The organism is Streptomyces sp. S07_1.15 (assembly GCF_020739505.1).
In the GTDB taxonomy this organism is placed as follows: Bacteria; Actinomycetota; Actinomycetes; order Streptomycetales; family Streptomycetaceae; genus Streptomyces; species Streptomyces xinghaiensis.
On sequence record NZ_JAJBZK010000001.1, the window covers coordinates 4,173,977 to 4,197,621 of the forward strand.

Annotated in this window: 13 protein-coding genes; 7 read left to right on the forward strand and 6 right to left on the reverse strand. The window is 74.7% G+C overall.

Annotated elements, in window-relative coordinates; genetic code table 11:
• Positions 1 to 198 precede the first annotated feature (198 nt).
• Positions 199 to 3,132 carry a BTAD domain-containing putative transcriptional regulator gene (locus LIX60_RS18060; protein WP_227959364.1) on the reverse strand — a complete coding sequence of 978 codons (2,934 nt, stop codon included), beginning with the start codon at positions 3,130 to 3,132 and terminating at the stop codon, positions 199 to 201.
• Between the two features lie 348 nt (positions 3,133 to 3,480).
• On the opposite strand from LIX60_RS18060, the gene LIX60_RS18065 reads away from it, so the two are divergent.
• A complete protein-coding gene (locus LIX60_RS18065; RefSeq protein WP_227959365.1) occupies positions 3,481 to 4,188 on the forward strand; it encodes a bifunctional 2-polyprenyl-6-hydroxyphenol methylase/3-demethylubiquinol 3-O-methyltransferase UbiG in 708 nt (235 codons plus the stop codon).
• 166 nt (positions 4,189 to 4,354) lie between these two features.
• On the opposite strand, the gene LIX60_RS18070 is transcribed toward LIX60_RS18065, so the two are convergent.
• Complete coding sequence (locus LIX60_RS18070) at positions 4,355 to 5,479, reverse strand: DoxX family protein (protein ID WP_227959366.1); 1,125 nt, start codon at positions 5,477 to 5,479, stop codon at positions 4,355 to 4,357.
• A gap of 169 nt (positions 5,480 to 5,648) precedes the next feature.
• The gene (locus tag LIX60_RS18075; RefSeq protein WP_227959367.1) at positions 5,649 to 7,322 is read right to left on the reverse strand and encodes a CehA/McbA family metallohydrolase; all 1,674 of its coding nucleotides are present in this window, start codon (positions 7,320 to 7,322) and stop codon (positions 5,649 to 5,651) included.
• Between the two features lie 816 nt (positions 7,323 to 8,138).
• Here LIX60_RS18075 and LIX60_RS18080 point away from each other — a divergent pair.
• Positions 8,139 to 10,760 carry a bifunctional FO biosynthesis protein CofGH gene (locus LIX60_RS18080; protein WP_227959368.1) on the forward strand — a complete coding sequence of 874 codons (2,622 nt, stop codon included), beginning with the start codon at positions 8,139 to 8,141 and terminating at the stop codon, positions 10,758 to 10,760.
• A gap of 213 nt (positions 10,761 to 10,973) precedes the next feature.
• Entirely contained in the window at positions 10,974 to 12,089 is a 1,116-nt protein-coding gene (locus LIX60_RS18085) for an ADP-ribosylglycohydrolase family protein (RefSeq protein ID WP_227959369.1), read from the forward strand.
• A 141-nt stretch (positions 12,090 to 12,230) separates the two neighbouring features.
• Here LIX60_RS18085 and LIX60_RS18090 read toward each other — a convergent pair whose 3' ends face one another.
• The 3 genes from LIX60_RS18090 to LIX60_RS18100 form a co-directional block, all read right to left on the reverse strand.
• The gene (locus LIX60_RS18090) at positions 12,231 to 12,464 is read right to left on the reverse strand and encodes a DUF397 domain-containing protein (protein WP_227959370.1); all 234 of its coding nucleotides are present in this window, start codon (positions 12,462 to 12,464) and stop codon (positions 12,231 to 12,233) included.
• A 335-nt stretch (positions 12,465 to 12,799) separates the two neighbouring features.
• Entirely contained in the window at positions 12,800 to 13,657 is an 858-nt protein-coding gene (locus LIX60_RS18095; RefSeq protein ID WP_227959371.1) for a helix-turn-helix transcriptional regulator, read from the reverse strand.
• Between the two features lie 374 nt (positions 13,658 to 14,031).
• Positions 14,032 to 14,760 carry a GPP34 family phosphoprotein gene (locus tag LIX60_RS18100; RefSeq protein WP_227959372.1) on the reverse strand — a complete coding sequence of 243 codons (729 nt, stop codon included), beginning with the start codon at positions 14,758 to 14,760 and terminating at the stop codon, positions 14,032 to 14,034.
• A gap of 297 nt (positions 14,761 to 15,057) precedes the next feature.
• Here LIX60_RS18100 and LIX60_RS18105 point away from each other — a divergent pair, with 297 nt between their 5' ends.
• The 4 genes from LIX60_RS18105 (at position 15,058) to LIX60_RS18120 (ending at position 23,617) form a co-directional block, all read left to right on the forward strand.
• Positions 15,058 to 18,222: a D-alanyl-D-alanine carboxypeptidase gene (locus LIX60_RS18105; RefSeq protein ID WP_227959373.1), complete on the forward strand. Its 3,165-nt coding sequence runs from the start codon at positions 15,058 to 15,060 to the stop codon at positions 18,220 to 18,222.
• A 257-nt stretch (positions 18,223 to 18,479) separates the two neighbouring features.
• Complete coding sequence (locus LIX60_RS18110) at positions 18,480 to 18,929, forward strand: hypothetical protein (RefSeq protein ID WP_227959374.1); 450 nt, start codon at positions 18,480 to 18,482, stop codon at positions 18,927 to 18,929.
• A gap of 288 nt (positions 18,930 to 19,217) precedes the next feature.
• Entirely contained in the window at positions 19,218 to 22,091 is a 2,874-nt protein-coding gene (locus LIX60_RS18115; RefSeq protein ID WP_374117877.1) for a hypothetical protein, read from the forward strand.
• Between the two features lie 68 nt (positions 22,092 to 22,159).
• Positions 22,160 to 23,617, forward strand: a complete 1,458-nt coding sequence (locus LIX60_RS18120; protein WP_227959376.1) for an extracellular solute-binding protein — start codon at positions 22,160 to 22,162, stop codon at positions 23,615 to 23,617.
• The last annotated feature ends 28 nt before the right edge of the window (positions 23,618 to 23,645 follow it).

Consider the following 23,645-nt stretch of genomic DNA (forward strand, 5'->3'; position numbering starts at 1 on the left):
GTAGCCAGGGGCCGAAGTGACCCGCCCGGCAACTCCCCCGACGGTTGCCGGACGGGTCCTCAGGGCCGCTCACCCCTGGCGGGGTGGGGCTACCTGACCGGACCGCCTGCCCCCCGTTGCGGCGATCCGGCATGCATCAAGCATCGCTGGAGCCGATGAACGATCGATAAACGTCCGCTGCACCGCGCTGACCCGTGCTCATGCCGCCGTGCTGAGCGGCTGGAGCAGGGCGCGCACCTCGGCCGCCTCGGGGGAACCGAGCTGGTCGTAGACCGCCAGGGCCTCCTGCCAGCAGACCCGTGCCCGGTCGAGCTGCCCGATGTCGTTCAGGGCGCGCCCGAGCATGGTGAGGGCGTTGGCCCGCCGCCATTCACCGCCGATGCCGCGCAGGACGGAGAGGGCCTGTTCGGCCAGGCTTGCCGCCTGCGCCGGCCTGCCGGCTGCCAACTGCAGTTCCGCCAGCCGGAAGTGCGTCATGCCCTCCCAGAGCCGCTGCCGGCTGGCACGGAAGATGGCGAGCGCTTCGGTCAGCTCCTGGTGTGCCTGCTCGGCCCGTCCGGCCCGGGCCAGCGCGAGGCCCAGGGCGTACTTGCCGTTGGCCAGGCGCATGGCCACCCCCAGCTCGCGATAGGTGGCGACGGCCTGCTCGGCCAGCGCCACGGCGCTGCCCACCCGGTCGGTCAGCAGATGCGTGCGGGAGAGATTGCTGAGCGCGCTGGCCGCGGACTGCTGGTTGCCGTCGGCGAGGAACAGGTCCAGCGACTGCTGGAGATAGGTCTCGGCGTCCTCGTACCGGGACTGATAGGCCGCGGCGAGCCCGCGGTCGTTCCGGGCGAACGCCGAGGACACGGGATCGCCCACGGAGTCTCCGGCATCCATGGCCAGCCGTGCCTGCTCCTCGGCATCGGCGAAGCGCCCCGCGAGGTTGTACACGTTGGCCAGCGACACCCTCGCCCGGCCCTCGGCCTGCCGGTCGCCGGTCTCCTGCGCCGCTTCCTGCAGTGCGAGGGTCGCCTGCTCGTAGGCCCGGGAGTCGGCTCCCGACTCGCCCAGGTCCTTGGCGACCATCAGCAGATCCGCCGCCCGCCGCAGCAGGGCCTCACCCGTGGACTGGTGGGCGCAGGCCAGCAGGCAGCGGGCCTCCGAGAACAGCCATTCCAGGGCGGACTCGCGGTCGGCGAAGGCCAGGCCGCGGCCGGAGGTGGGCGCCACATGGTCCGGCAGCCGGTCCCCGGGCCGCTCCAGCGCGTACACCTGGGCCGCCGTCGCCAGGTAGAAGTCCAGCAGCCGCGACACTGCCGCCTCGCGTTCCGTCGGCGGGTGTTCGTCGCGTTCGGCGCACGCACGCGCGTAGAGGCGGACGAGGTCGTGGAAGCGGTAGCGGCCCGGGGCGGCGGATTCGAGCAGCGAGGTGTCGACGAGGGACTCCAGCAGCTCTTCCGTCTCGTACGGGTCGAGGCCGAGCATCGCGGCGGACGCCGCCAGGGAGATGTCGGGGCCGTCGGCCAGGCCGAGCAGGCGGAAGGCGCGGGCCTGCTGGGGTTCGAGCTGGCTGTAGCCGAGTTCGAAGGTGGCCTTGACGGCCAGGTCGCCGGCCTGGAGCTCGTCCAGCCGGCGCCGCTCGTCGCCCAGCTTCTCGGCGAGCACGGAGACCGTCCAGGTGCGGCGGGAGGCGAGGCGGGAGGCGGCGATGCGGATGGCGAGGGGCAGGAAGCCGCAGGCGGCGACCACGTCGAGGGCGGCCTTCCGCTCGGCCGCGACCCGTTCCACGCCGACGATCTTCGTGAAGAGCTGGAGGGCCTCCTCCGGGCTCATCACATCCAGGTCCACCAGGTGCGCCCCCGCCAGGTCCACCATCCGCATCCGGCTGGTGATCAGCGCGGCGCAGCCCTCCGTGCCCGGCAGGAGCGGCCGGACCTGGGCGGCGTCGCGGGCGTTGTCCAGCAGGACGAGCACCCGGCGGCCGTCCAGCACCGAGCGGTACAGCGCGGAGCGCTCGTCGAGGGAGTCCGGGATGGCGGAGTCCGTGCAGCCCAGGGCGCGCAGGAAGGAGCCGAGGACGGCGTCGGGCTCGGCCGGGCGCGGGCCGGCGCCCTGCAGGTCGATGTAGAGCTGGCCGTCGGGGAACCGCTCGCGGGCGGCGTGGGCGACGTGGACGGCGAGGGTCGTCTTGCCGACGCCGCCGATACCCGCGACCGCCGACACCGCCATGATCCGGCCCTCGGCGGTGGCCAGTTGCTCGCTCAGCTCGCCGACGAAGGTGGTTCGGCCGGTGAAGTCCGGTACGGACGCGGGCAGTTGGGCGGGGCGGACCACGGAGGGCGCCGCCTCGCCCGGCAGGCCGTCGCCGTCGGCGGGGGCGGCCAGCCCGTCGTCGGCCTCCAGGATGCCCTGGTGGAGATCCCGGAGCTCCCCGGACGGGTCGACGCCCAGCTCCTCGGCGAGCAGCCGCCGGGTGTCGGCATAGACGGCGAGGGCCTCCGCCTGCCGGCCGCTGCGGTAGAGCGCCAGCATGAGCTGGGCGCGCAGGCGTTCGCGCAGCGGGTGGTCGGCGGTGAGGGCGGTCAGCTCGGAGATCACCTCGGTGTGGTGCCCGGCCTCCAGATCGAGGTCGATCCGGTACTCCAGGAGCTGGAGCCGCCACTCGGCGAGCCGGTTCCGCTGGCTCTCGGCGTACGGGCCGGGGAGCCCGGCCAGCGGCTCGCCGTCCCACAGGTCGAGGGCGGCGGCCAGCAGGTCGCGGGCCGAGCGGCGGTCGCCGTTGTGCCGGGCCTTGTCGGCCTTCTGGGCGTACTCCTCGGCGAGGGTCACGTCGAGCCCGCCGGAGCCGACCCGGATCGCGTAGCCGCCGGACTCGGTCACGAGGGTGGTTCCGGCCTCCTGCCCGAACGACTTGCGCAACCGGGAGGCGTAGGTGCGGAGCGCGGCGAGCGCCGCGTCCGGCGGCTCCTCGCCCCACAGGGCGTCGACCAGCTCGGAGGCGGTGGCGGTACGGCCGCGGCGCAGCAACAGGGCGGCGAGCAGTGCGCGTTGCTGCGGGGAGCCGGTGGACAACTGCTCCTCCCCGCGCCACGCCCGTACGGGACCGAGCACCGTGAAGCGCAGGGTGCCCGTTCCGCTGTCACCGTCCATCGCTTCCCCCTGCTGTCAGAGTTGTCCCGCGCACAGGTCAGTTTGCCTTGCTCGTGACTCCGGCGTCAGTAGAGGCGTCAGGTCTCCACAAGGCTCGTACAGGCACCGGGAGTTCGTACACCTGACGCATGGTCGGGCCAGCTTGTCACGAGGTGTGTCCGGTCCGTGGCCCGGGGTGAGACGGTGGGTGTGCGAACAGCGGTACGTTAACTTCCGGTTGCCCACACTCTGGGGGAAGGGAACGGCCGTGCGCCACCGTGCGAATTCGGCCACGGGCGAGCCCGCCCCCTGCTCACCGGGACCGGCGGGCGCATCGACAACCGGTGGCGGCTGCGGTGGGATGGCGCCATGACGGAGACCGGACGGCGCAGGCGGGCGGGATACGACGGGACGGGCCCCGGGGCGATCACCCCGGACGGCTGCGCGGTGGAACTCTACGAGCGGCTGCCGGTGGGGGACGAGCCGGATGTCGTCGAGCGGCTGGTGCCCGCCGGGGCCCACATCCTCGAACTGGGCTGCGGCGCGGGCCGGGTGACGCACGCCCTGCTGGACCGGGGGTTCACCGTCACCGCCGTGGACGAGTCGCCCGAGATGCTGGAGCGGGTGCGGGGGGCGCGCACGGTGTGCTCCCCGATCGAAACACTGGACCTCGGGACCCGGTTCGGCGTGGTGATGCTGGCCTCGTTCCTGGTCCACGCGGGGGATCCGGCGGTGCGGCAGGGGCTGCTGCGCACCTGCCGGCGCCATGTCGCGGAGGACGGGGCCGTGCTGATCCAGCGGGAGCCGGCGGACGCGCACACGCGGGTGCCCCGGGAGCGGCGGATCGCCGGCGGGGGCGTCGTCCGCGTCGTCTCGGCCGAGCCGGCCGGCCCCGGCGTGGACGCGATCGTCTGCGAGTACGACTTCCCCGACGCACGCTGGACCCAGACGTTCCTGTCCCGCCCGCTGACCCCGCGGCAGTTCGAGGAGGCACTCGCCGGGGCGGGGCTGGCCGTGGAGTCGTACGCCACCGGGGACGGCACCTGGGTCCGGGCGGTGCCGGCCGGCGAGTCGTGAGCCCGGGGGCTCCTGACGGGCGGAGCCGCGGCGGTGCCGGACCCGAGCCGGACCGGGAGCCGGTGCGCCGGGCCTGCAGCCGGAGCCGGATCGGAGCCGCGCTCCCGGCTCGGACCCCGGGGCCGTGCCCGAACCGCCGGGTCGGGGGCGGCGGTCCGGGCCCGGGTCAGTGGCCGGTGCCGACGAGCTTCCGCAGCGCCTGCGGGTCCATCCGTGTGATCCCGTCGCGGCCGCCGTGGCCGTTCCGCGACGGCGCGGACGTCTTGAACGGGCGCGAGGACTGCGAGGGCCGCGACGGCAGGGACGGCAGGGACGGCAGGGACGGCAGCCCCGCCCGGGACGAGCGGGAGGACCGGGAGAACGGGGAGGTCCAGGAGGTGCGGGAGGTCCGGGAGGTCCGGGAGGTCCGGGACGCGAGCGGCCCGCGTCCGCGCAGGCCGCGCAGCGCTCCGGTGCGGCGGGCGCCGCCCGGCGCGAGCCGTACCTTCACGCCGGTGGCCGCGCCGCTCAGCGCCTTGGACGCGGCGGAGGCGGTGCGGGACGCCGTGCCGGACGCGGCCGACGCAGTACGGGATGCGGTCGCGGACGCGGCCTTCGAGGCGGCCTTCACCTGCGGCTTCACCGTGGCGGTCGTGCCGCGCACCGCCTTGGACGCGGCGGCGGACGTGGCCGTGGCGCCGGTCTTCACCGGTGCGGTGGTGGCGCGAAGGGTCTTCGCGGCGGCCTTCGCGGTGCCCCGGGTGGTGCCCTTGGCCCGGGTCTTCCCCGGCAGCGCCGGGACCACCCGCTTGACGCGCGGCCGCTTCCCGGCGGCCGTGGCGGTGCGGCGCACCAGGTTCATCTCGCGGCGGGCGGTGTGGGCGGCGTGGTGCGCACGCCAGTTCAGCGAGGGGCGGTCGCCGATGTCGGCCGCGGCGGCCAGCAGCCCGCCGAGCAGCGACACGTTCTTCAGGAACTGCATCTGCTGCCGGGACCTCTCCTCGGGGTCCTCGGCCTCCCAGAACCGGTGTCCTGCCAGCGTCGTCGGGACCAGGCTGCCGGCGAGGGCCAGCGCGGACAGCCGGGGGAACTTCCCGAGCCCCAGCAGCGTCCCGGCCGCGATGTGGACGGCGCTGTTGAGCCGTACGGCCTGCTCGGTGTTCTCCAGGGGAAGGTTGAGCCGTTCGGTGATCGGGCCGACCACGTTCTCGGCGGCGGGGGCCACGGCTTCGGCATTGCGGATCGTGTTGACGCCGCTGTAGACGAAGAAGGAGGCCAACAGGGGGCGGGCAATCCATCGCAGAGCACTCATGCGCTACCCGGTGCCCGTCCCCGGCCGCGTCATGCACATTAATGCTCCACTTGGACGAACGCGACGCAAGGCGGCGCAACGCGGCGCAACGCGGACGGACCGGGAGGACGGCCGGGCCGGGAGCACGGCCGGGCCGGCTCCGTCCGGTGCGCACCCCCTGCGGGCGCGGTCAGTCCCGGCCGAGGAACACCGGGTTGGTCATGGCCGCCATCGGGCCCGGCAGCCCGGAGGCGCCGCCGTCCGCCGCCGGGTGCCGCACCTCGGCCCGTACATAGGCGGCGTACCGCGGCGTGGTCCGCCACTCGGCGGTTCCGGTGCCGGAGGCCGGCAGCTCCGCCGCGTACAGCTGCCCCTGATCGGTGATGAACCGTACCGAGCAGCCCGGGGCGCCCGAGACCTTCAGCGCGGCGGTCACCTCCGCGTCCGGGGCGGCGCGCAGCCGCTCCCCGATGCCCGCGCGCCGGCCCCGGCCGTCGGTCACCGAGAAGGACAGCCCGACCTCCGAGGACTCCGCGATCCAGCAGCGGCCCGCCCGGATGCCGTCCAGGACCGCCTCCCGCGACAGGTCCTCGGCGAGCACCACGGTCTGCGGCAGGCCGACGTCCTGGCCCTCGCGGTGCGCGTCGCTGTTGCCGATCGCGGGGAGCCAGCCGGGGCCGGCCGGGCGGGGGCGTGAGCCCGGGCGCGAGCCGGGCCCGGTGTCCGTGCGGGAACCCGCGTGCGGGACGAAGGCGTGTGCCGCGGCGGCGAGGGTGTTGTCCCAGGCGGCGATCGTCACCTCGTCGTCCGCGGTGAACGGGCCGTTCCAGACCTCCAGCGCGTCCGCCTCGCCGAGGCCGAACTTCCAGTTGCAGCCGATGCAGGTGGCGTGCGGATGAGCGGGCACCACCAGACCGCCGGCCCGCCGGATCCGTGCGGCGTACCGGCCGAAGACGTTGTCGCGCGCACGGTAGCGCCAGTCGACGAAGGTCCCCGGGTCGGTGCCGAGGGCCAGGACGTGGCCGTTGCGGGTGGTGACCTCCTCACCGGCCATGATCAGCAGATCGTCGCCCCACAGGCCCTCCCAGGCGGCGTGGCCGGAGTGGGTGTTGTGCTCGGTGGTCGTGATGAAGTCCAGCCCGGCGGCCCGCGCGGCGGCGGCCACCTCCGCCGGGGTGCGCCGGCCGTCCGAGTACACGGTGTGCAGATGGCAGTCGCCCCGGTACCAGGCCCGCCCGCGGCCCTTCGCCCGCCCCGGGGGATACACCGGCCGCGGCGTCTCGCCCCGTGGGCCCGGCCGCAGCGTGACGGTGACCTCGTACTCCAGGCCCTGCGGCGCGACGGTGTACGGGGCGAGCACCACCTGCCAGGTGCCGGAGCGCACCGGGCCCGGCAGGTAGCCCGGGGTGGCCCGCTCCGCGCTGATCGCGAACTCCGTGCGGAAACCGCCCGACCAGCCCCGGAATCCGCGGCCGCCGGGCGCGGTGCCGCGCTCGTCGAAGATGCCGATGTCGAGGGCGTTGCCGGGGGTTCCGGCGGGCACGGACGGCTTGTCGTAGCGGTACGAGACGGCGAGCTCGCGGATGCCCTTGGGGACCTCCACCGGGACGTAGACGTAGTCGGGCGCCCCGGGCTCCAGCCGGCCCCGGACGGTTCTCGTCTCCGCGCCGTCCCGCCCGGTGTCCCCGGAGGCGGAGGCCGCACCGGCGCCCGCGCCGCCGGGGGCGCCGGCCGCAGAGGCGGGGGACGCGGCGCCCGCCGCTGTCAGAGCGGCCGCGGCGCCCGTCGCGGCGGAGGCCCGCAGCAGCCCGCGCCTCCCCAGGGCCTCGGCGTCGCCGTCGCTGTGAACGTTCCGGTCCTTCATCGGATCCTCCCGGGAAGTCGGCGGTCTCGGGTGGTGTGGTGCGGCCTGTGCCTGTGTGCCGGTGCGGCGCGGTGCGGTGAACGAGCGGGTGGTGCCTGGCGCGGCCGGCCGGCCGGGGTGGACGGTGGAGCGGTGGAGCGGCTGAGGGCCGAAAGGCGGTGCGGCGTGTGGCCGTACGGTGAGCGGTGGTGCGGCGTGACGTCCTGTGGTGCGGGGTGCGGGGTGCGTGGTGCGTGGTGCCGGTGCCGTGAACGGCTGGGCGGTGGGCGCTCCCGGCCGGGGCCCGCCGGCCGTCCCGGGGAAGGCGCCGGAACACCCGGACCCCCGGACCCCCGGCCCCCGGCCCCCGGCCCCGTCATGGACCCGGGATCCCCGGTCCCAGGGGCCTCCAACCCCCGGGTCACGATCCCCGACCCTGGCGGTGAGCCGTGAACAACCGCCGAACGGAAAGCCGGTGGCCGGTTTCCCTCCGGTGAGGTCCCGGTGAGGTCCCGGTGAGGTCCCGGTGAGGTCCGATGAGGTTCCGATGACGTCCCGGCCGAGGCCCCGCCGGCCCCCGGCGGGTCCCCGCCGGTCCCCGGGTGGGTCCCGGGTCGGCTCCCGGTGGAGTCCCGCTGGGTCCCGGCCGGGGCCCCGGTGGCCTCGATGTCCGCGCTCCGGCGCCCCGTCTCCGGCTCCCACCGGGCCGATACCTGCGGAACCACCGGTACCGGTGCCCCGCGCCCGCCCCGCGCCCGCCCCGGGGCGGCCCCGCCTGCCCCGGGCGGAGCCGCCCCGCCCCTCCGCGGCCGCCCGCGGTCCGCATACGCTCGTGTGATGACCACGAGCGAGCAAGGCACCGAGACGCCCGGAGCGGAGGCCGCTCCCACCGCCAACGCCATGCGGCGAGCCCTCAGGCGGGCCCGCGACGGCGTGGCCCTGGACACCGCCGAGGCCGCCGTCCTGCTCCGGGCCCGCGGTGCCGACCTGGCCGGTCTGACCGCCTCGGCCGCCCGGGTCCGCGACGCCGGGCTGGAAGCGGCCGGCCGCCCCGGCGTCATCACGTACTCCCGCAAGGTCTTCATCCCCCTCACCCGCCTCTGCCGCGACACATGCCACTACTGCACCTTCGTCACGGTCCCCGGCAAGCTGCGCCGTGCGGGCGAGGGCATGTTCCTCTCGCCGGACGAGGTGCTGGACATCGCCCGCAGGGGCGCCGAACTGGGCTGCAAGGAAGCGCTGTTCACGCTCGGCGACCGCCCCGAGGACCGCTGGCCCGAGGCCCGCGCGTGGCTGGAGGCGCACGGCTACGACGACACGCTCGCCTACGTCCGCGCCATGGCGATCCGCGTCCTGGAGGAGACCGGCCTCCTCCCGCACCTCAACCCCGGCGTCCTGTCCTGGACGGACCTCCAGCGGCTGAAGCCCGTCGCCCCCTCCATGGGGATGATGCTGGAGACGACGGCCACCCGCCTCTGGTCCGAGCCCGGCGGCCCGCACCACGGCTCGCCCGACAAGGAACCGGCCGTGCGGCTCCGGGTGCTGGAGGACGCGGGCCGCTCCAACGTGCCGTTCACCACCGGCGTCCTCATCGGCATCGGCGAGACGTACGAGGAGCGCGCCGAGTCGCTGTTCGCGCTGCGCCGCACCGCCCGCGCCTACCAGGGCATCCAGGAGGTCATCGTCCAGAACTTCCGCGCGAAGCCGGACACGGCGATGCGCGCCATGCCCGACGCGGAACTGGAGGAGCTGGCCGCGGCCGTCGCCGTGGCCCGGCACATCCTCGGTCCCTCGGCGCGCATCCAGGCCCCGCCTAACCTCGCCGACGCCGAGTACGCCCTGCTGATCGGCGCGGGCATCGACGACTGGGGCGGCGTCTCCCCGCTCACCCCCGACCACGTCAACCCCGAGCGTCCCTGGCCGCAGATCGACGAACTGGCCGCGCGCACCGCCGACGCCGGCTTCGAACTCCGCGAACGCCTCACCGTCTCCCCGGAGTTCATCCGCCGCGGCGAACCCTGGCTCGACCCGCGCCTGCTGCCGCACGTCACCGCCCTCGCCGACCCGGAGACCGGCCTCGCCCGCGAGGACGCCCGCCCCTCCGGCCTGCCCTGGCAGGAGCCGGACGAGCAGTTCACCGCCACCGGCCGCACCGATCTGCACCGCACCATCGACACCGAGGGCCGCACCGCCGACCGCCGCGCGGACTTCGACGCGGTGTACGGCGACTGGGAGGCGCTGCGCGAGGCGGCCGCCCCGGGCATGGCCCCGTCCCGGATCGACGCCGACGTGCGCTCCGCGCTGGCCACCGCCGCCGACGACCCGGTCCGGCTCACCGACGCCGAGGCGCTGGCCCTCCTCCACGCCGACGGCCCCGCCCTGGACGCCCTGTGCTCCGTCGCGGACGACCTGCGCCGCTCGGTCGTCGGGGACGAGGTGACGTACATCGTCACCCGCAACATCAACTTCACCAACGTCTGCTACACCGGCTGCCGCTTCTGCGCCTTCGCGCAGCGCCGCACCGACGCCGACGCCTACACCCTCTCCCTGGAGCAGGTCGCCGACCGGGCCGCTCAGGCGTGGGACGTGGGCGCCGTCGAGGTGTGCATGCAGGGCGGCATCCACCCGGATCTGCCCGGCACCGCCTACTTCGACATCGCCCGCGCCGTGAAGGAGCGCGTGCCCGGGATGCACGTCCACGCCTTCTCGCCGATGGAGGTCGTCAACGGCGCCTCCCGCACCGGTATGCCCGTCCGCGAGTGGCTGACGGCCGCGAAGGAGGCCGGGCTCGACTCCGTTCCCGGCACCGCGGCCGAGATCCTCGACGACGAGGTCCGCTGGGTGCTCACCAAGGGCAAACTGCCCGCCGCCACCTGGGTCGAGGTGATCGGGACCGCGCACGAACTGGGCATCCGCTCCTCCTCCACCATGATGTACGGGCACGTGGACCAGCCCCGCCACTGGCTCGGCCATCTGCGGCTGCTCGCCGGGATGCAGCGGCAGGCGCTGGAGAAGGGTGTCGAGGGCTTCACCGAGTTCGTGACCCTGCCGTTCATCCACACCAACGCCCCGGTCTATCTCGCGGGCATCGCCCGGCCCGGCCCGACCGTGCGCGACAACCGGGCCGTCACCGCCATGGCCCGGCTGCTCCTCCACCCGTACATCCCGAACATCCAGACGAGCTGGGTGAAGCTCGGCGCGGAGGGCGCCGCCGAGATGCTCCGCTCCGGCGCCAACGACCTCGGCGGCACGCTGATGGAGGAGACCATCTCCCGTATGGCGGGCTCCTCCTACGGCTCGTACCGCTCGGTGCGCGATCTGACGGCCATCGCGGAGGCCGCCGGCCGCCCGGCCCGGCCCCGCACCACCACCTACGGCGAGGTGCCCGCGGAGCGGCAGGCCGCGGCGGCCGCCTCCGACGGGCATCTGCCGGAGCTGCTGCCGGTCCTCGGCGACTGAGCGGGCGCCGGACGGGCGGGGCGGAAGTGACCCGCGGGGCGTCCGGCGGCAGTTGAGGCGAGCCGGCGCGCGGCTGCCCCGCGGCCGTGCCGGAGAACGGCGTCCGGCCCGGCCGGAGGTGTGGACCAGTCCACTACAGTGCTGCGCGCCGAAGAGATAGATGGCGGGGGGACAGCGCGCTGGGGGGCGCGTACATCGTCGGGAGGGAACGCAGTGACCGCAGTGCGCACGGCCGTCTGGGGCCGCGCCGAACAGCAGGACTTCCGCAGCCGGGTGCGCGGCTGCCTGCTCGGGGGCGCCATCGGCGACGCGCTCGGCGCCGGGGTCGCCGGCGACTCGCTCCCGGACATCCGCACCGCGCACGGCCAGCAGGGACTGACGGACCTCGTCCCGGTGTACGGGCGGCGCGGCGCCGTCACCGACGGGACCCAGATGACGCTGTTCACCGTCGACGGCCTGATACGCGCCCAGGTGCGCCGGGACACCGGGGCCTGGCACCCGCCGACCGATCTGTACCGGGCCTACCGCCGCTGGGCGGCCACCCAGCACGAGTGGGGTCCGGACGAGCGGCGGACGGAGGACGGCTGGCTGGCCCGCGAGGAGTGGCTCTACACGCGTCGCCACCCGGACCGCGCCAGCCTCCTCGGACTCGCCGACGACCGGATGGGCACCCTCGACCGGCCGAAGAACCCCGAGGAGAAGGGCTGCGGGGCGCTGGCCCGCTCGGCGCCGTTCGGCCTGCTGGTCGGCTGGGATCCGCAGCTCGTCTTCCAGCTCGCGGTCGAGTGCGCGGCGCAGACGCACGGCCACCCGACGGGCTATCTGGCCGCCGGGGCCTTCGCGGTCGTCGTGCACGGGCTGGGGCGCGGCGACAACCTCGACCAGGCCGTGCAGCAGTCCATGGTGCAGATCGCTTCCCGGCCGGGCCACGAGGAGACGACGGCTGCGCTCAAGCAAGCCCTCGGCACCGTACGGCAGGGGCTGCCGTCGGCCGCCCGGGTCGAGTCGCTGGGCGAGGGCCGCACGGCGGACGAGGCGCTGGCGATCGCGCTCTACTGCGCCCTGGTCGCCGAGGATGTGCGCAACGGGCTGCTGCTCGCCGTCAACCACGGCGGCGATTCCGACGCCACCGGCTCCGTCTGCGGCAACCTCCTCGGCGTGCTGCACGGCGAGACGGCCCTGCCGCCGGGCTGGCTGGCCGAGGTGGAGGGGCGGCAGACGATCCTGGAACTGGCGGACGACTTCGCGATGGAGATGACGCAGGGCCCGGCCCTGCACGGACCGGCCAACTCCTCCCCGGGCTGGCTGGCCCGCTACCCGCGGGCGTAGCACCGGGCGCGGGGAGGGGGTGGAACGCGGAACGGGGGGCGCGGGACGCGGGGCGCGGGGGAAGGGTGGCCGAGCCCCCTCGGCCGGGACGGCGGACGCAGTCGAGAGGGCTCAGCGCGGCGCGGTCACCGCGGTGGGGGGTCAGCCCAGGCCGGTGGTCCGGTGGCCGAGGTCCGCGAGGAAGGTCTGCCAGGAGCTTCCGGAGAAGCTCAGGGACGGGCGGGTGATGTCCTTGGAGTCCCGGACCGCGACGGCTCCGGGGATCCGGGCGGCGACCTCGACGCAGTTGCCGTTGCCGGAGTAGGACGACTTCCTCCAGGCGCCGCTGAGGCCCTGTGCGCGGGGGGTTGCGGGGGTGACGGGTGGTACAGCCATGATTGCTCCGATGGCTTCGCGGGTTGATGTGACGCCCGCGGCGCCCGGGCCGCAGGCGGCATCCGGGAGTCGGGGCGTGAGCGACGCTACGGGCTCACCCCACCCCCACCGGAAGCCCCATCACCCGATCGAATGGCATATGCGGTTATCTCTGCCGCCCTCCGGACAGGGGCGTGTACCCTACCCCGGCGCCGCCACCTCGTGGACATCCGGTGGTTGACGGGACGTCACCCCACCGACACCCGGGCCCGATACAGCTGGAGACGGCGCTCCCACGGCCCCTTCCCGGCCGGCCTCCCCGCCAACCCCGACCGGGCCGCGCTGCGCCGCGCCGCTCAACTGGCGTACTCCTTGGCCAGTTCGGTCATGAACTGCCGGGTGCGCTCCGGGTGGTGGGCCTGCGCCCGCAGATGCTCGTACATCACGCTGTAGTGCTGCACCTCCGCGTGCTTCTCCAGGTAGAGGTCGCTGGTGACGCCCTCCAGGTAGACCACGCTGGAGTCCGCCGCGTCCGCGAACTCCAGCAGCGAGAAGGTGCCCACCATGCCCGGGTGCGCGCCCACCGAGTACGGCAGCACCTGCACCGTCACATGCGGGCGGTGGCTCAGCTCGATCAGCTGCTCCAGCTGTTCCCGCATGATCCGCGGGCTGCCGACGACCCGGTGCAGCGCCGACTCGTCCACCACCGCCCAGAAGCGCAGCGGAGAGACGGGGTCGTGGATGCGCTCCTGGCGCTTCATCCGGACCTCGACCCGCTTGGCCTTGTCGGCCGGGGCGGCCTCCGGCTCGATGCGCTCGATCACGGCCTCGGCGTACTCGCGGGTCTGGAGCAGCCCGGGGACGAGCAGCGACTCGTAGTTGCGGACGGACGCGGCGTCCGTCTCCAGGCCGATGTAGACGCTGTACGGAAGGTCGCCGAAGGCGTGCCACCACCCCTGCTGCCGCGATTCCTTGGCCATCTGCATCAGGGAGTCGACGACGCGCTGGTCCTCGACCTCGTAGACCCCGCAGAGGTCCCGCACATCGCGCTGGCTGATGCTGCGGCGGCCGTTCTCCAGCCTGCTGATCTTGGACTGGGAGACCAGCAGCCGCTCCGCGACGGCCTCCGCCGTCATGCCCTTGAGCTCGCGGAGCCGGCGCAGCTCCTGGCCCAACCGGCGACGCCTGACCGTGGGATTGACATGGGACGCCACGAGGCCGCACCTCCGACTCGAAACCGCTGTTTTTCCAGCAGCCTGCCACTGCGGACCGCGGCGGCGCTGGGAAACGGCGACAGAGGGTCGTCCTCCGGACACCTCGGGCGATGGCCGCACCGCCGCGTGTGCGGACATACCCGGATACGCCGCGCGCGGACGGCGGACCGGGCGCCTCTCCTGGCCTCCGGCCCACCGCCCGCGCGTTCCGGCGGCTCCCGGACCGGCTCGTGGAGACGGCGGTCCGGTCGGTGGGTGGTGGTGCTGTCCGATTCGATGGTGGTTGGGGGTGTCGGGTACGGACTGGGGTGCGGATACTGCCCCGGCGCACCGGTGCCGGGGGTGCTCCGGGCCCGCTGGGACCGGAACGGGCCCTAACGGGCCGCGGCGCGCGCCATGCTCCCGCGCCGGGGCTGTGGTGGCACGCCCGCCGGGTCGCCCGGTCCTCCCCGGGCCGGCGCAGGCCGCCGCGGCTGCACGGCCACACCGTTCTGCACGTCCATCACGGCGTGTGCCACGAGCCCGCCCATCGGGTCGTGCCGGATCAGATCCCGCAGCCTGGAGCGGCAGGACCTGCCCTCGTTGCCCGGGTAGAGGTGCTTGCCGAGCCCCACCGCGTGGGCGAGCGCGGCCAGCGCCGCGGTCCGCGGGTCCGGTGGTACACCGGTGCGGATCGCGTTGTCGAGCCGGTTCCTGATGTCCCGGCTGATGGCCGTCTCCGTCGCCTGGTAGCGCGTCGTCGGCAGTACCCCGCACATCTGTCCGGCCACGGCATGCACCATGCCGCACCGCTCCAGATGCGTGAGATACGTCTGGCGCAGCCCCAGCCGGGGCCCGCCGATCCAGTGGACGGCGCGCACCGGGCTGCCGCGACGGCGCAGCAGTTCGAGCGCGGAGTCCAGTGTCGGATCTCCTGTCGGCCGTGGCAGCACCACGGCGATACGATCCCCGTCAGGGGCTATCCGTCCTGCCAGAGCCAGCTCCACTAGCTGTGCCCCGGCAAGACCGAGGTCGAGCGACTGCGGCTGCGCCGTGGTTCCCGTGGCCGGGTCCAAGGCCAGCAGCAGAAGCTCCTCCGGAATTGTTCTGCGGCTCCTGCCCATCCATGCCTCCCCGCGTGGATGTCTGACAGGGTGACCCCTCTCACAATGGTCTGTCGAGAGTGCCTGGGGACTTTGTGAGGGAACCGTTAGGTATGTCGTCCTCGTCTAGCCACCGGGCGGGTGCCTCTGGGGGACGGAAACCGGATCGCGGCGGTCCGATGACCGGAGCGGAGGGCTCCGGGCTGGACACTGGTGGTGCGGATCGGCAGTGGCGCGCGGTGCCGTCGGATCGGGTGCCGTCGGATCATACGGGGTCCCCGCGGCACGTTGGACAGCAGTACGTATGGAGGAGGCACGGTGGCGGGCGAGTCCCCCGGTAGGTCGGAGCAGCGGAAGTCATCGGGGGCGGCGGCGGAAGCGGAAGCCGGGCGAGACCCGCGCCTCGCCGTTTTCGGAGCCCGGCCGGGCGGCGCGGACGCGGGCGCGGACGGCCGGGACGGTGCGGACGGGGCGGACAGCCCCGAGGGCGCCGGCGGCGGAGACGGCGGAGACGGCGCGGAGGTCCCGGCGACGGGAGGCGCCGCGGCGAAGGCGGTCCCCTCGCAGGGCGGCGCCCAGGGCGGCGCCGGGCCGGAGGACGAGCCTCTGGGGGATGAGGCTGCGGCCGACGAGACGCCGGACGGCGAGACCGCGGACGGCGCCACGGACCAAGTCGCCTCCCCGAAGGCCGGGGCGGAGAGTGACGGCTCCGGGACCGGCGCGGCCGGGAACACACGGGAGACGGCGGAGCAGGGGGACGAACGGCTGCGGGAGGCGGTCGCGGCCTGGGTCGCCACGAGCGACGGCGAGCGGCCCGCACGGGACACCGCAGGGGACACCGCTCCGGAGGGGAAGGCGGGCGCGCCCGCCGGACCGGCCGCCGACGCGGTCGAGGAGGACGCGGCAGGGCGCGCGGACCTGGTGACGGCGGCCTTCGGCGGCCTCCGCGCCGCCCGCGCCGAGTCCTCGGACGGCGGCGGATCCTCCGGCTCCGGGGCTTCGGCCGGAGGCGGCGGGGACCGGGGGACGATGGTCTTCGGCCGGCCGCTCCCGGACGACGAGGAGCGCGAAGCCGCCGAGCCGTCCGGCCCGTCCACCGGGGAGGCCGCGGACGACGCGGGCGCGGTGGACGCCGACGAGAGGCCGGGCCCGGACGGCACCACCGAGGACCGGGACGGGTCCGAACCGCTTGCGAAGGCGAAGGCAAAGGCGAAGACGGCGGCGCCGCCGGCCGCGCCGGAGGGCGGAGACGCGGAGGCGCCCGCTGGCGCGGCGCGGGACGGGAAGCCCTCGGAGAACGCCGAGAAGGCCCGGCCCGGCAAGGGCGGCACGGCCGCGTCGCCGAGCACGGAGAGCCTGCGCACGGAGAAGACCGGGAAGACCGGGACGGCCGAGAAGACCGAGAGCAGCGAGGGCACTCCGGACCACGGCAGCGCCGACGCGGTCGGAGGCGCCGCAGGAGCCGCGACGGGCGGCGGTGCCACCGGGGGCAAGCGCGTGGACCAGCCGACGGCGGTCTTCCGGGTGCGGAATCCGGGCAAACCGGATGATTCCGGACCGGTCGGCGGAACCGCGGAGCCCGGCGCCGAAGGGCCCGGGGACGGTGACACCGAGCCCGCCACCGGTGAGGCGGACCGGAAGGGTACGGCTGGAGCAGCCGTGAAGCCGGTCGCGGACAAGGGCAAGGCGGTCGGCGGACGGCCGGAAGCCGGGAAGGCGGGCGAGGGCAAGCCCGGCGACGGCAAGCCCGGGAGCGCAAAGCCGGAGGCGGCGACTCCGGAGACCGTCAAGCCCGAATCCGGGAAGCCCGAATCCGGCAAACCCGGCGACGCCGAGCCCGAATCCGGCAAGGCGGGGTCCGCCAAGCCCGAGTCCGTCAAGCCCGAGTCCGGTAAGTCGGGGTCCGGCAAGCCGGGGTCCGCCGAGCCGGCCGCCGGGCGGACCAGCACGTTTGTGCCGTTGCAGTCCGCCGACACCGCGCCCCGCACGCCCGCGGCGTCCAAGGCCCCGTCCTCCGGGCCGTCCTGGGCGGCGCGCCCGGACGCGGCTCCCGCGGACTCCGCGAGCGGCAGCGGCGCGTCCCGCGCGTCCGGCACACGGGCCGGAGCCGGGGCCGGAGCCGCGGCCACCGCCGCCCCCGAAGCCGCCGCCCCCGAAGCCGCCCCCGCCGGGGAGTCCGAGGTCGAGCGGACCAAGCAGCAGCCGCTGCCCCCGCTCGACCTGCTGGCCAAGCTCACCAACACCCCGCCGCCGCCGGAGACTCCGCTGCGCACGCTGGTGCGCCGGGTCAAGATCTGGACGCCGCTGGTCCTGCTCCTCCTGGTCGTGTTCGCGATCGCACAGTCCATCCGTCCGCTGCCGGAGCCCGAGCTGCGGCTGACGGCGGCCTCGGAGTACGCCTTCAAGGGCCAGAAGCCGTCGCTGCCCTGGCCGGACGAGGGCCAGGCGTATGTGGAGATCGACGGCCTCGGCAGCCTCGGCTCCTCGGGCGAGGAGAAGCCCGTTCCGATCGCCAGCGTCGCCAAGGTGATGACCGCGTATGTCTTCCTGCGCGAGCACCCGCTGAAGAAGGGCGACGAGGGTGTGCGGATGAAGGTCGACGCCCAGGCCGTGGAGGACTACGAGACGGGCAAGGCCGACAGCGAGTCCGTGGTGCGGCTGACGGAGGGCCAGATGCTCTCGGAGTACGAGGCGCTGGAAGCGCTGATGCTCCCCTCCGCCAACAACGTGGCCCGGCTGATGGCCCGTTGGTATGAGAAGGAGAACGGCGGGAAGTTCGTCGCCGCGATGAACGACGCCGCCAAGGACCTCGGCATGAAGAACACCACCTTCACCGACCCCAGCGGTCTGGAGAAGTCGACGGTGAGCACCGCCAAGGACCTGGTGAAGCTGGGCAAGGCCGCGATGGCGATCCCGGTCTTCAAGGAGATCTCCGCGAAGCCGTTCTACATCGACAGCAACGACGACAAGCAGCTCAACTACAACCGTCTCATCCCCTACACCGGCATCGGCATCAAGACCGGCACCAGCACCGCCGCGGGCGGCAATCTGCTCTTCGCCGCGGAGCAGGAGATCGCCGGGACGAAGCAGCTGATCGTGGGCGCGGCGCTGGGCCAGTACAAGGTGCCGGCCATTGACTCGGTGACGGAGGTCAGCAAGCAGCTGATCGAGTCCGCGCAGGCGGCGCTCACGGACGCCAAGGTGGTGGAGAAGGGCCAGGTGGTCGGCCATGTCGACGACGGCCTGGGCGGCACGGTGCCGGTGGTCGCCACCGAGGACGTCACGGCGGTCGGCTGGCCGGGGCTCACGGTGGAGCTCGCCCTCAGCGACGGCGGGAAGACCGTTCCGCACGAGGCGGAGGCGGGCACCGAGGTCGGCCTGCTGACGGTCGGCAGCGGGCCGGGCCAGGTGAAGGTGCCGGTGGCGCTGGAGAAGGTGAAGGAGGAGCCGGGCTTCGGCAGCAAGCTGACCCGGATTCTCTGAGCGAAACGGACGCCCGGAACGCCGGGACGACAGAACGCCGGGACGACGGAAGCCCCGACCGCCCGACCGCCCGACCGCCCGACCGCCCGGACCGGCCTCCCGGTCCGGGCGGTCGTCTTCGCGGACGAGGAGGCGGCCGCGGTCCGGGGCGGCGTCCTGCCCTCCCTTACCCCATCCGCGGTCCCGCCGGTCAGGATCCGGCCAACTGGCACCCAAGTCAGTCCGATTGGCTGTGTGTCACAGGACACAGACGTATCGTGTTCACCGGGCACAGGTCGACCGAGCGGGGGCTGGCGGCAGTGAGAATCCGGATCGGTGTGGACGGGGTCGCGGACACCGGCAGAGAACTGCACGGCATCGCCGGCTGGCTCGGGGACGACGCAACCTTCACCGACCACTGGCGGTTCACGGAGGAGCCGGCACCGGGCCGGGCCGGCTTGGTGGAAGCCATCGTGGTCACCGTCGTCTCGAACATCGCCGCCGCCACGCTGCACGAGCAGCTGAACGCCCTCTTCGGCGGGTTGGCGGGCTGGCTGCGGAGCCGCCGGCGGCTCGGATCCGGCGGCGACGACATCGTCGTCCGGGTCGAACTGGAGAACCGGGACCCGCTGCGTTTCACGGCGGCCGAGCTGGACGACCTGGGCGTCCCCGAAATCGTCGACCGCGTCCGGGCGGAGCTGGAGGCCGGCACGGCCGGTGAGGCCTAGGCCATGACCCGGTTCCGGCCCGATCCGCCTCCACCCTCCTCCCCGGGCACACCGGGACAGCCGCACACCCACGATCGTGACCCCACACCCGGACACGGCGATGACCGGAAACCCGGTCCCGGCCCCGGCCGGAGCCCCGGTCAGAGCCATGGTCACCGACACAGCCCCGGCCACGGTCACAGCCACAGCCCCGGACGCCCTCACCCTCACCCCCACCCCGACCCCGCCCGCTCCCGGGCCCTGCTCGTCGGGGCGCCGTCCGCGCCGGGCTTCGAGACGCTGCGCTATGTGAAGCGCGATCTGGAGGACCTCAAGGCCGCGCTCTGCGAGGAGCCGCACGGCATCCTCCGTCCGGACCGCGTCGAGGTGCTGCACTCCCCGCGCCGCGCCGAGTGGCTGGCCGCGCTCGAACGGGCGGGCCGGGACGCCACGGACCTGCTGTTCTTCTACTTCGTGGGCCACGGCTACCGTGCCCCGCACGGCAGGCAGGTGCTCCATCTGCTGACGGAGAACTCGGACGTCCGGGGGGATCTGCCGGCCACGGCGGTCCTCTGGCCGGACGTGCTCGAACGGCTCGCGCCCGGCAGCTTCCGGCACGCCGTCCTCGTCCTCGACTGCTGCTACTCGGGCACGGCGGCGACCAGCGGCACGCTGCTGACGGGCGAGGGGTACTACGTGCTGGCCTCCTCGCAGCCGACCAGGACCCAGCCGGTCGACGGAGTGGCCGGCACACCGCCGCGCAGCCGCTTCACCCACGCCGTCATCACCGCCATGGCGGAGGGCGGTGAACCGGGGTCCCCGGGGCTGAGCATGCAGGACCTCTACCAGTGGCTCCGCCGGGAGACCCGCCGCTGGCCCAAAGGACTGGAGGACGGCTGGGGTCCCAAGAGCGGCAGCAGCGGCGACGGACCCGGGGTGCTGATCTCGCGCGCCGTCCGCCCCGGTACTGCTCCGCCCCACCGCCCGCCGGCCGTGTCCCTGCCGCGTCCGGACCCGCAACCCTCCCCGCCGGCCCGGCTGTTACGCCGGCTGAGGGAGGCGGGCGGAGCCAAGGGCGTCGCGGTCGCGGGCGTCCGCGCCGTCTCCCGGCGGTGGAGGCCGGCGGCCCTGGTGCTGAGCGCCCTGCTGCTGCCCGCCGCGCTGTACGCGTACGCGGGCACGGACGAGCCGGACGGTCCCGGCTGCGCCCCGCCGACGGAACTGCGCGTCATGACCGGCGCCGAGACCCGGACGGCCGTGACCCGGGCCGCCAACGCCTACATGCGCAGCGACGCCAACCGCAAGCCGCTCGGCCCGGACGACGGCGAGCCGGCGCACTGCCGCCGGGTGAACCTCACCGTCTACGAGGCGGGGCCGGGCGAGACGGCGGAGGCGTTCGCGGCCTCCGACCTCTGGGAGGGGTACGACAGCGCCAAGGGCGCCGGCCCCGGGGGTTCGGGTACCGGAACGGGCGGCATCCCGGCCGGAGCGTGCCGGCACCCCGCGCGGGACTCGTCTCCGGCCGGGGCGGACGGCGCGGACGGGGACGAACAGGCCGAAGAGGGGCGGAAGAAAGACGGCGGGAAGAAAGACGGTCAGGCCGAGGACGGTCAGGCCGAGGACGGCCGGGCCGAGGAGAACGCGGAGGACCGGAAGGCCGGCGTCGGCGAGGACACGGACGCCGCCTGCCCCGACCCGCTGCGCGACGTGGGCCCGCAGCCGGACGTCATCCTCGCCGGCTCCAGCACGGAACTCGGCCGGATCGAGGGCAGCCTGCGCCGGGCCCCGGGCCCCGCTGCCGTCACGTCCTACCGGACGGTGGGCTATTCGCCGCTGGTCCTCGCCGTCCCGGCCGCTCTGGAGCCGCGGCTGCGGGAGGCCGGGGTCCGCCGCACCGGCAGCAGCTGGGACGAACTCCTCGCCGCCCTGAAGGAGGTGGAACCCGGCCTGCCGCTGCTCCGCCCCGACCCCGACTCCTCCGGTGCCGGGCTCCAGCACACCGTCGGCCTGTACGAGGCGCCCGACGGCCGGTTCGCTGGCGGCGAGGACCGGGACGCCGAGCGGATGGAGAAGCGGCTCGGCGGCCGCTCCGTCCCGGCGGCCGACGCGGACACCCTGCTCTGCGACCTCACGCGGGAGGCGGCGGACCGCGACGGCCCGGGTCTCGGCCACGCGGCGGTGCTCGTCGCGGAGAAGCACGTCGCCGACTTCAACCTCGGCGACCGTCCCGGTGCCGACTCGTCCTGCGGCAACAGCCGGCCCGCGGACGACGAGGCGCGGCTGCTGGCGTACTACCCGGAGGGGGTGCCCTGGATGGACTTCCAGGTGGCCGAGGTCGCGTGGGAGAGCGCGGGCGACGCGGAGCGGCGGTCGGCGGCGGTCGGGGCGTTCCAGCGCTGGCTCGCGGGGGAGGGCAGCGGGCAGCTGCTGGGCGGCCTGGTCCGCGGTTCCGACTCCGGCGGCCTTCCGCTGCCGCCGTCCGGTGAGGCGTGGAAGGACCCCGGGGAGAGCGGCGTGCTGCCGGGCGTCCCCTTCGTACGGGAGGTCCCCGGCCATCTCGTCGCCGACGCCGTGGTCGCGGACTACACCCGCACCCGCGACCCCGGCCAGGTGCTCTTCCTGGTGGACGTCTCCGGTTCCATGGCCGGGGGCGGCAAGCGGGAACTGGCGGCCGACGCGCTGCGGCGCGCGCTGCGCCGGCTCGGCCCCCAGGACAGCTACGGCATCCGGTCGTACCCGAAGTCGGCGGCGGAACCGGCCGAGGCGGAGGAGGTCGTCGAGCGGGGCACCCCGGGCGACGACCAGGCGCGGGCCCAGAACTGGGCCAGGGGCCTGCCCGGGCAGCGGGTGGTCCCGGAGGGGGCGGCGGTCTACGAGGTCCTGACGCGCGCCCTGCGCGACACCCGGGGCGACGACAGGCCGCTGATCGTCCTCATCACGGACGGGGACGACCGGCCCCGGCACGACTCCGACGCGGTGGCCTTCAAGGCCATGGAGGAGGAACGGACCAGGGAGGGCAGCGCCGACGTGCTGGTGCTCTCCACCCGGCTGGAGGGCTGCACCGCCGAGATCCAGGGGTTCAAGAACCCCCAGGACCGCGCCGAGTGCTTCGCCGGGGAGGACGCCGCGAAGAAGCTGGCCGAGCAGGTGGCCGGCGCGGTGCGGGGCAGGGCGGCGCGATGAGGGGGCGGCAGGGCGGCGCGGTGGGGGAGCGGGGGCCGGTGCGGAACGGCCGGGCGCGGGGCGGGGGAGTGACGGCAGCCCCGGCCACCTTGGCCGCCCTGGCCACCCTCGCAGCCCTGGCCGCCCTGGCCGGTTGCGGCAATGGCGGGGACGACCGGCCCGGCCCGGCGCCGTCCGGAGTGAAGCGGGTCCTCCGGCTGGCCACGGCCTCGGACGTCTCCCAGGAGCCGGTGCGGCAGAACCTCATCAGGGCGTGGGACGCCGCCCGGCCGGACGTGGAGGTGGAGTTCGTCCATCTGCCCACCGCCACCGACGACGCCCGCAGCCAGCTCGTCGCCACCCTGCAGGGCGACAAGGCCGCCTACGACCTCGTCAACATGGACGTGACCTGGACCGCCGAGTTCGCGGCCGGCGAGCTGATCCGGCCCCTGGACGGGGACCCGCTGGAGGGCATGTGGGAGCAGGTCGCCAGCACCGCCCGGTACGGCGACGACGTCTGGGCCGTCCCGTTCAACACCGACGCCGCGCTGCTCTACTACCGCACGGACGTCTGGCGGGACCGGGACTGGAAGCCCCCGCGGACGTGGCGTGATCTCGAACGGGCCGCGGCCGCGGCCACGGACGGGGACCAGGTCACCGAGGTCTTCGAGCACGGCTACGCCACCCAGCTCGGCGAGTACGAAGGGCTGACGGTCAACACCCTGGAGTCGGTCTGGGCGAGCGGCGGTGAACTCGTCGAGAAGAAGGACGGGTCGGCGACGGCGTACGAGGTCCGTGCCGCCACCCCGCGGACCGAGGCCGGCCTGCGGAACCTCGCCGAGCGCTACCGGCGGATCATGCCCCCGGAGGCCCGGCGCGCCACGGAGCTCGACACCCTGCGCATGTTCGAGCGGGGCGAGGTGGCCTTCATGCGCAACTGGCCCTACGTCTACAACGTGCTGGACGCGAAGATGGCGGGCAAGTTCGGCGTCGTCCCGCTGCCCGGGCCGAGGGGGCGCGGCGCCTCCGTGCTCGGCGGCCAGAACCTCGCGATCACGGCGGGCAGCGAGAACGCCGGCCCGGCCCGGGACCTGCTCGACCACCTGGCCGCGCCCGAGCAGCAACGCTGCCTGCTGGACGGGGGGTTCGCGCCGGTCCTGAAGGCGTCCTACGAGCCGGAGGGCCCGGAGTGCTCCCTCACGGGCAGCGCGGCGCCGGGCGGCGGCGGTGCGGACGGGGCGGGCGGCGAGGCCGGGGAAGCCGGGGAAAGCGGCGAGGGCGGGGAGGGCGGGGAAGAGGGGGAGGACGGGGGGAACGTCGCGGACTCGGGGCCCGGCCCCGGCCCGGACGGCCTCCCGCCGTACACCCGCGCCCTCAAGGAGGCCCTGGGAACCGCCCGCCCGCGTCCCGTCACCCCGTACTACGCGGCGTTCACGGAGCTGATCCAGACGGAGGTCCACCCGTCCCTGCGGCAGAACCCGGACGAGGGCACGGTCGCCTCGGAACGGCTCGCCAAGGAACTCCGGCAGGTCATGGAGGGCGGCTGACACCGGGAGCCGCGACGGCGGCCGCGGT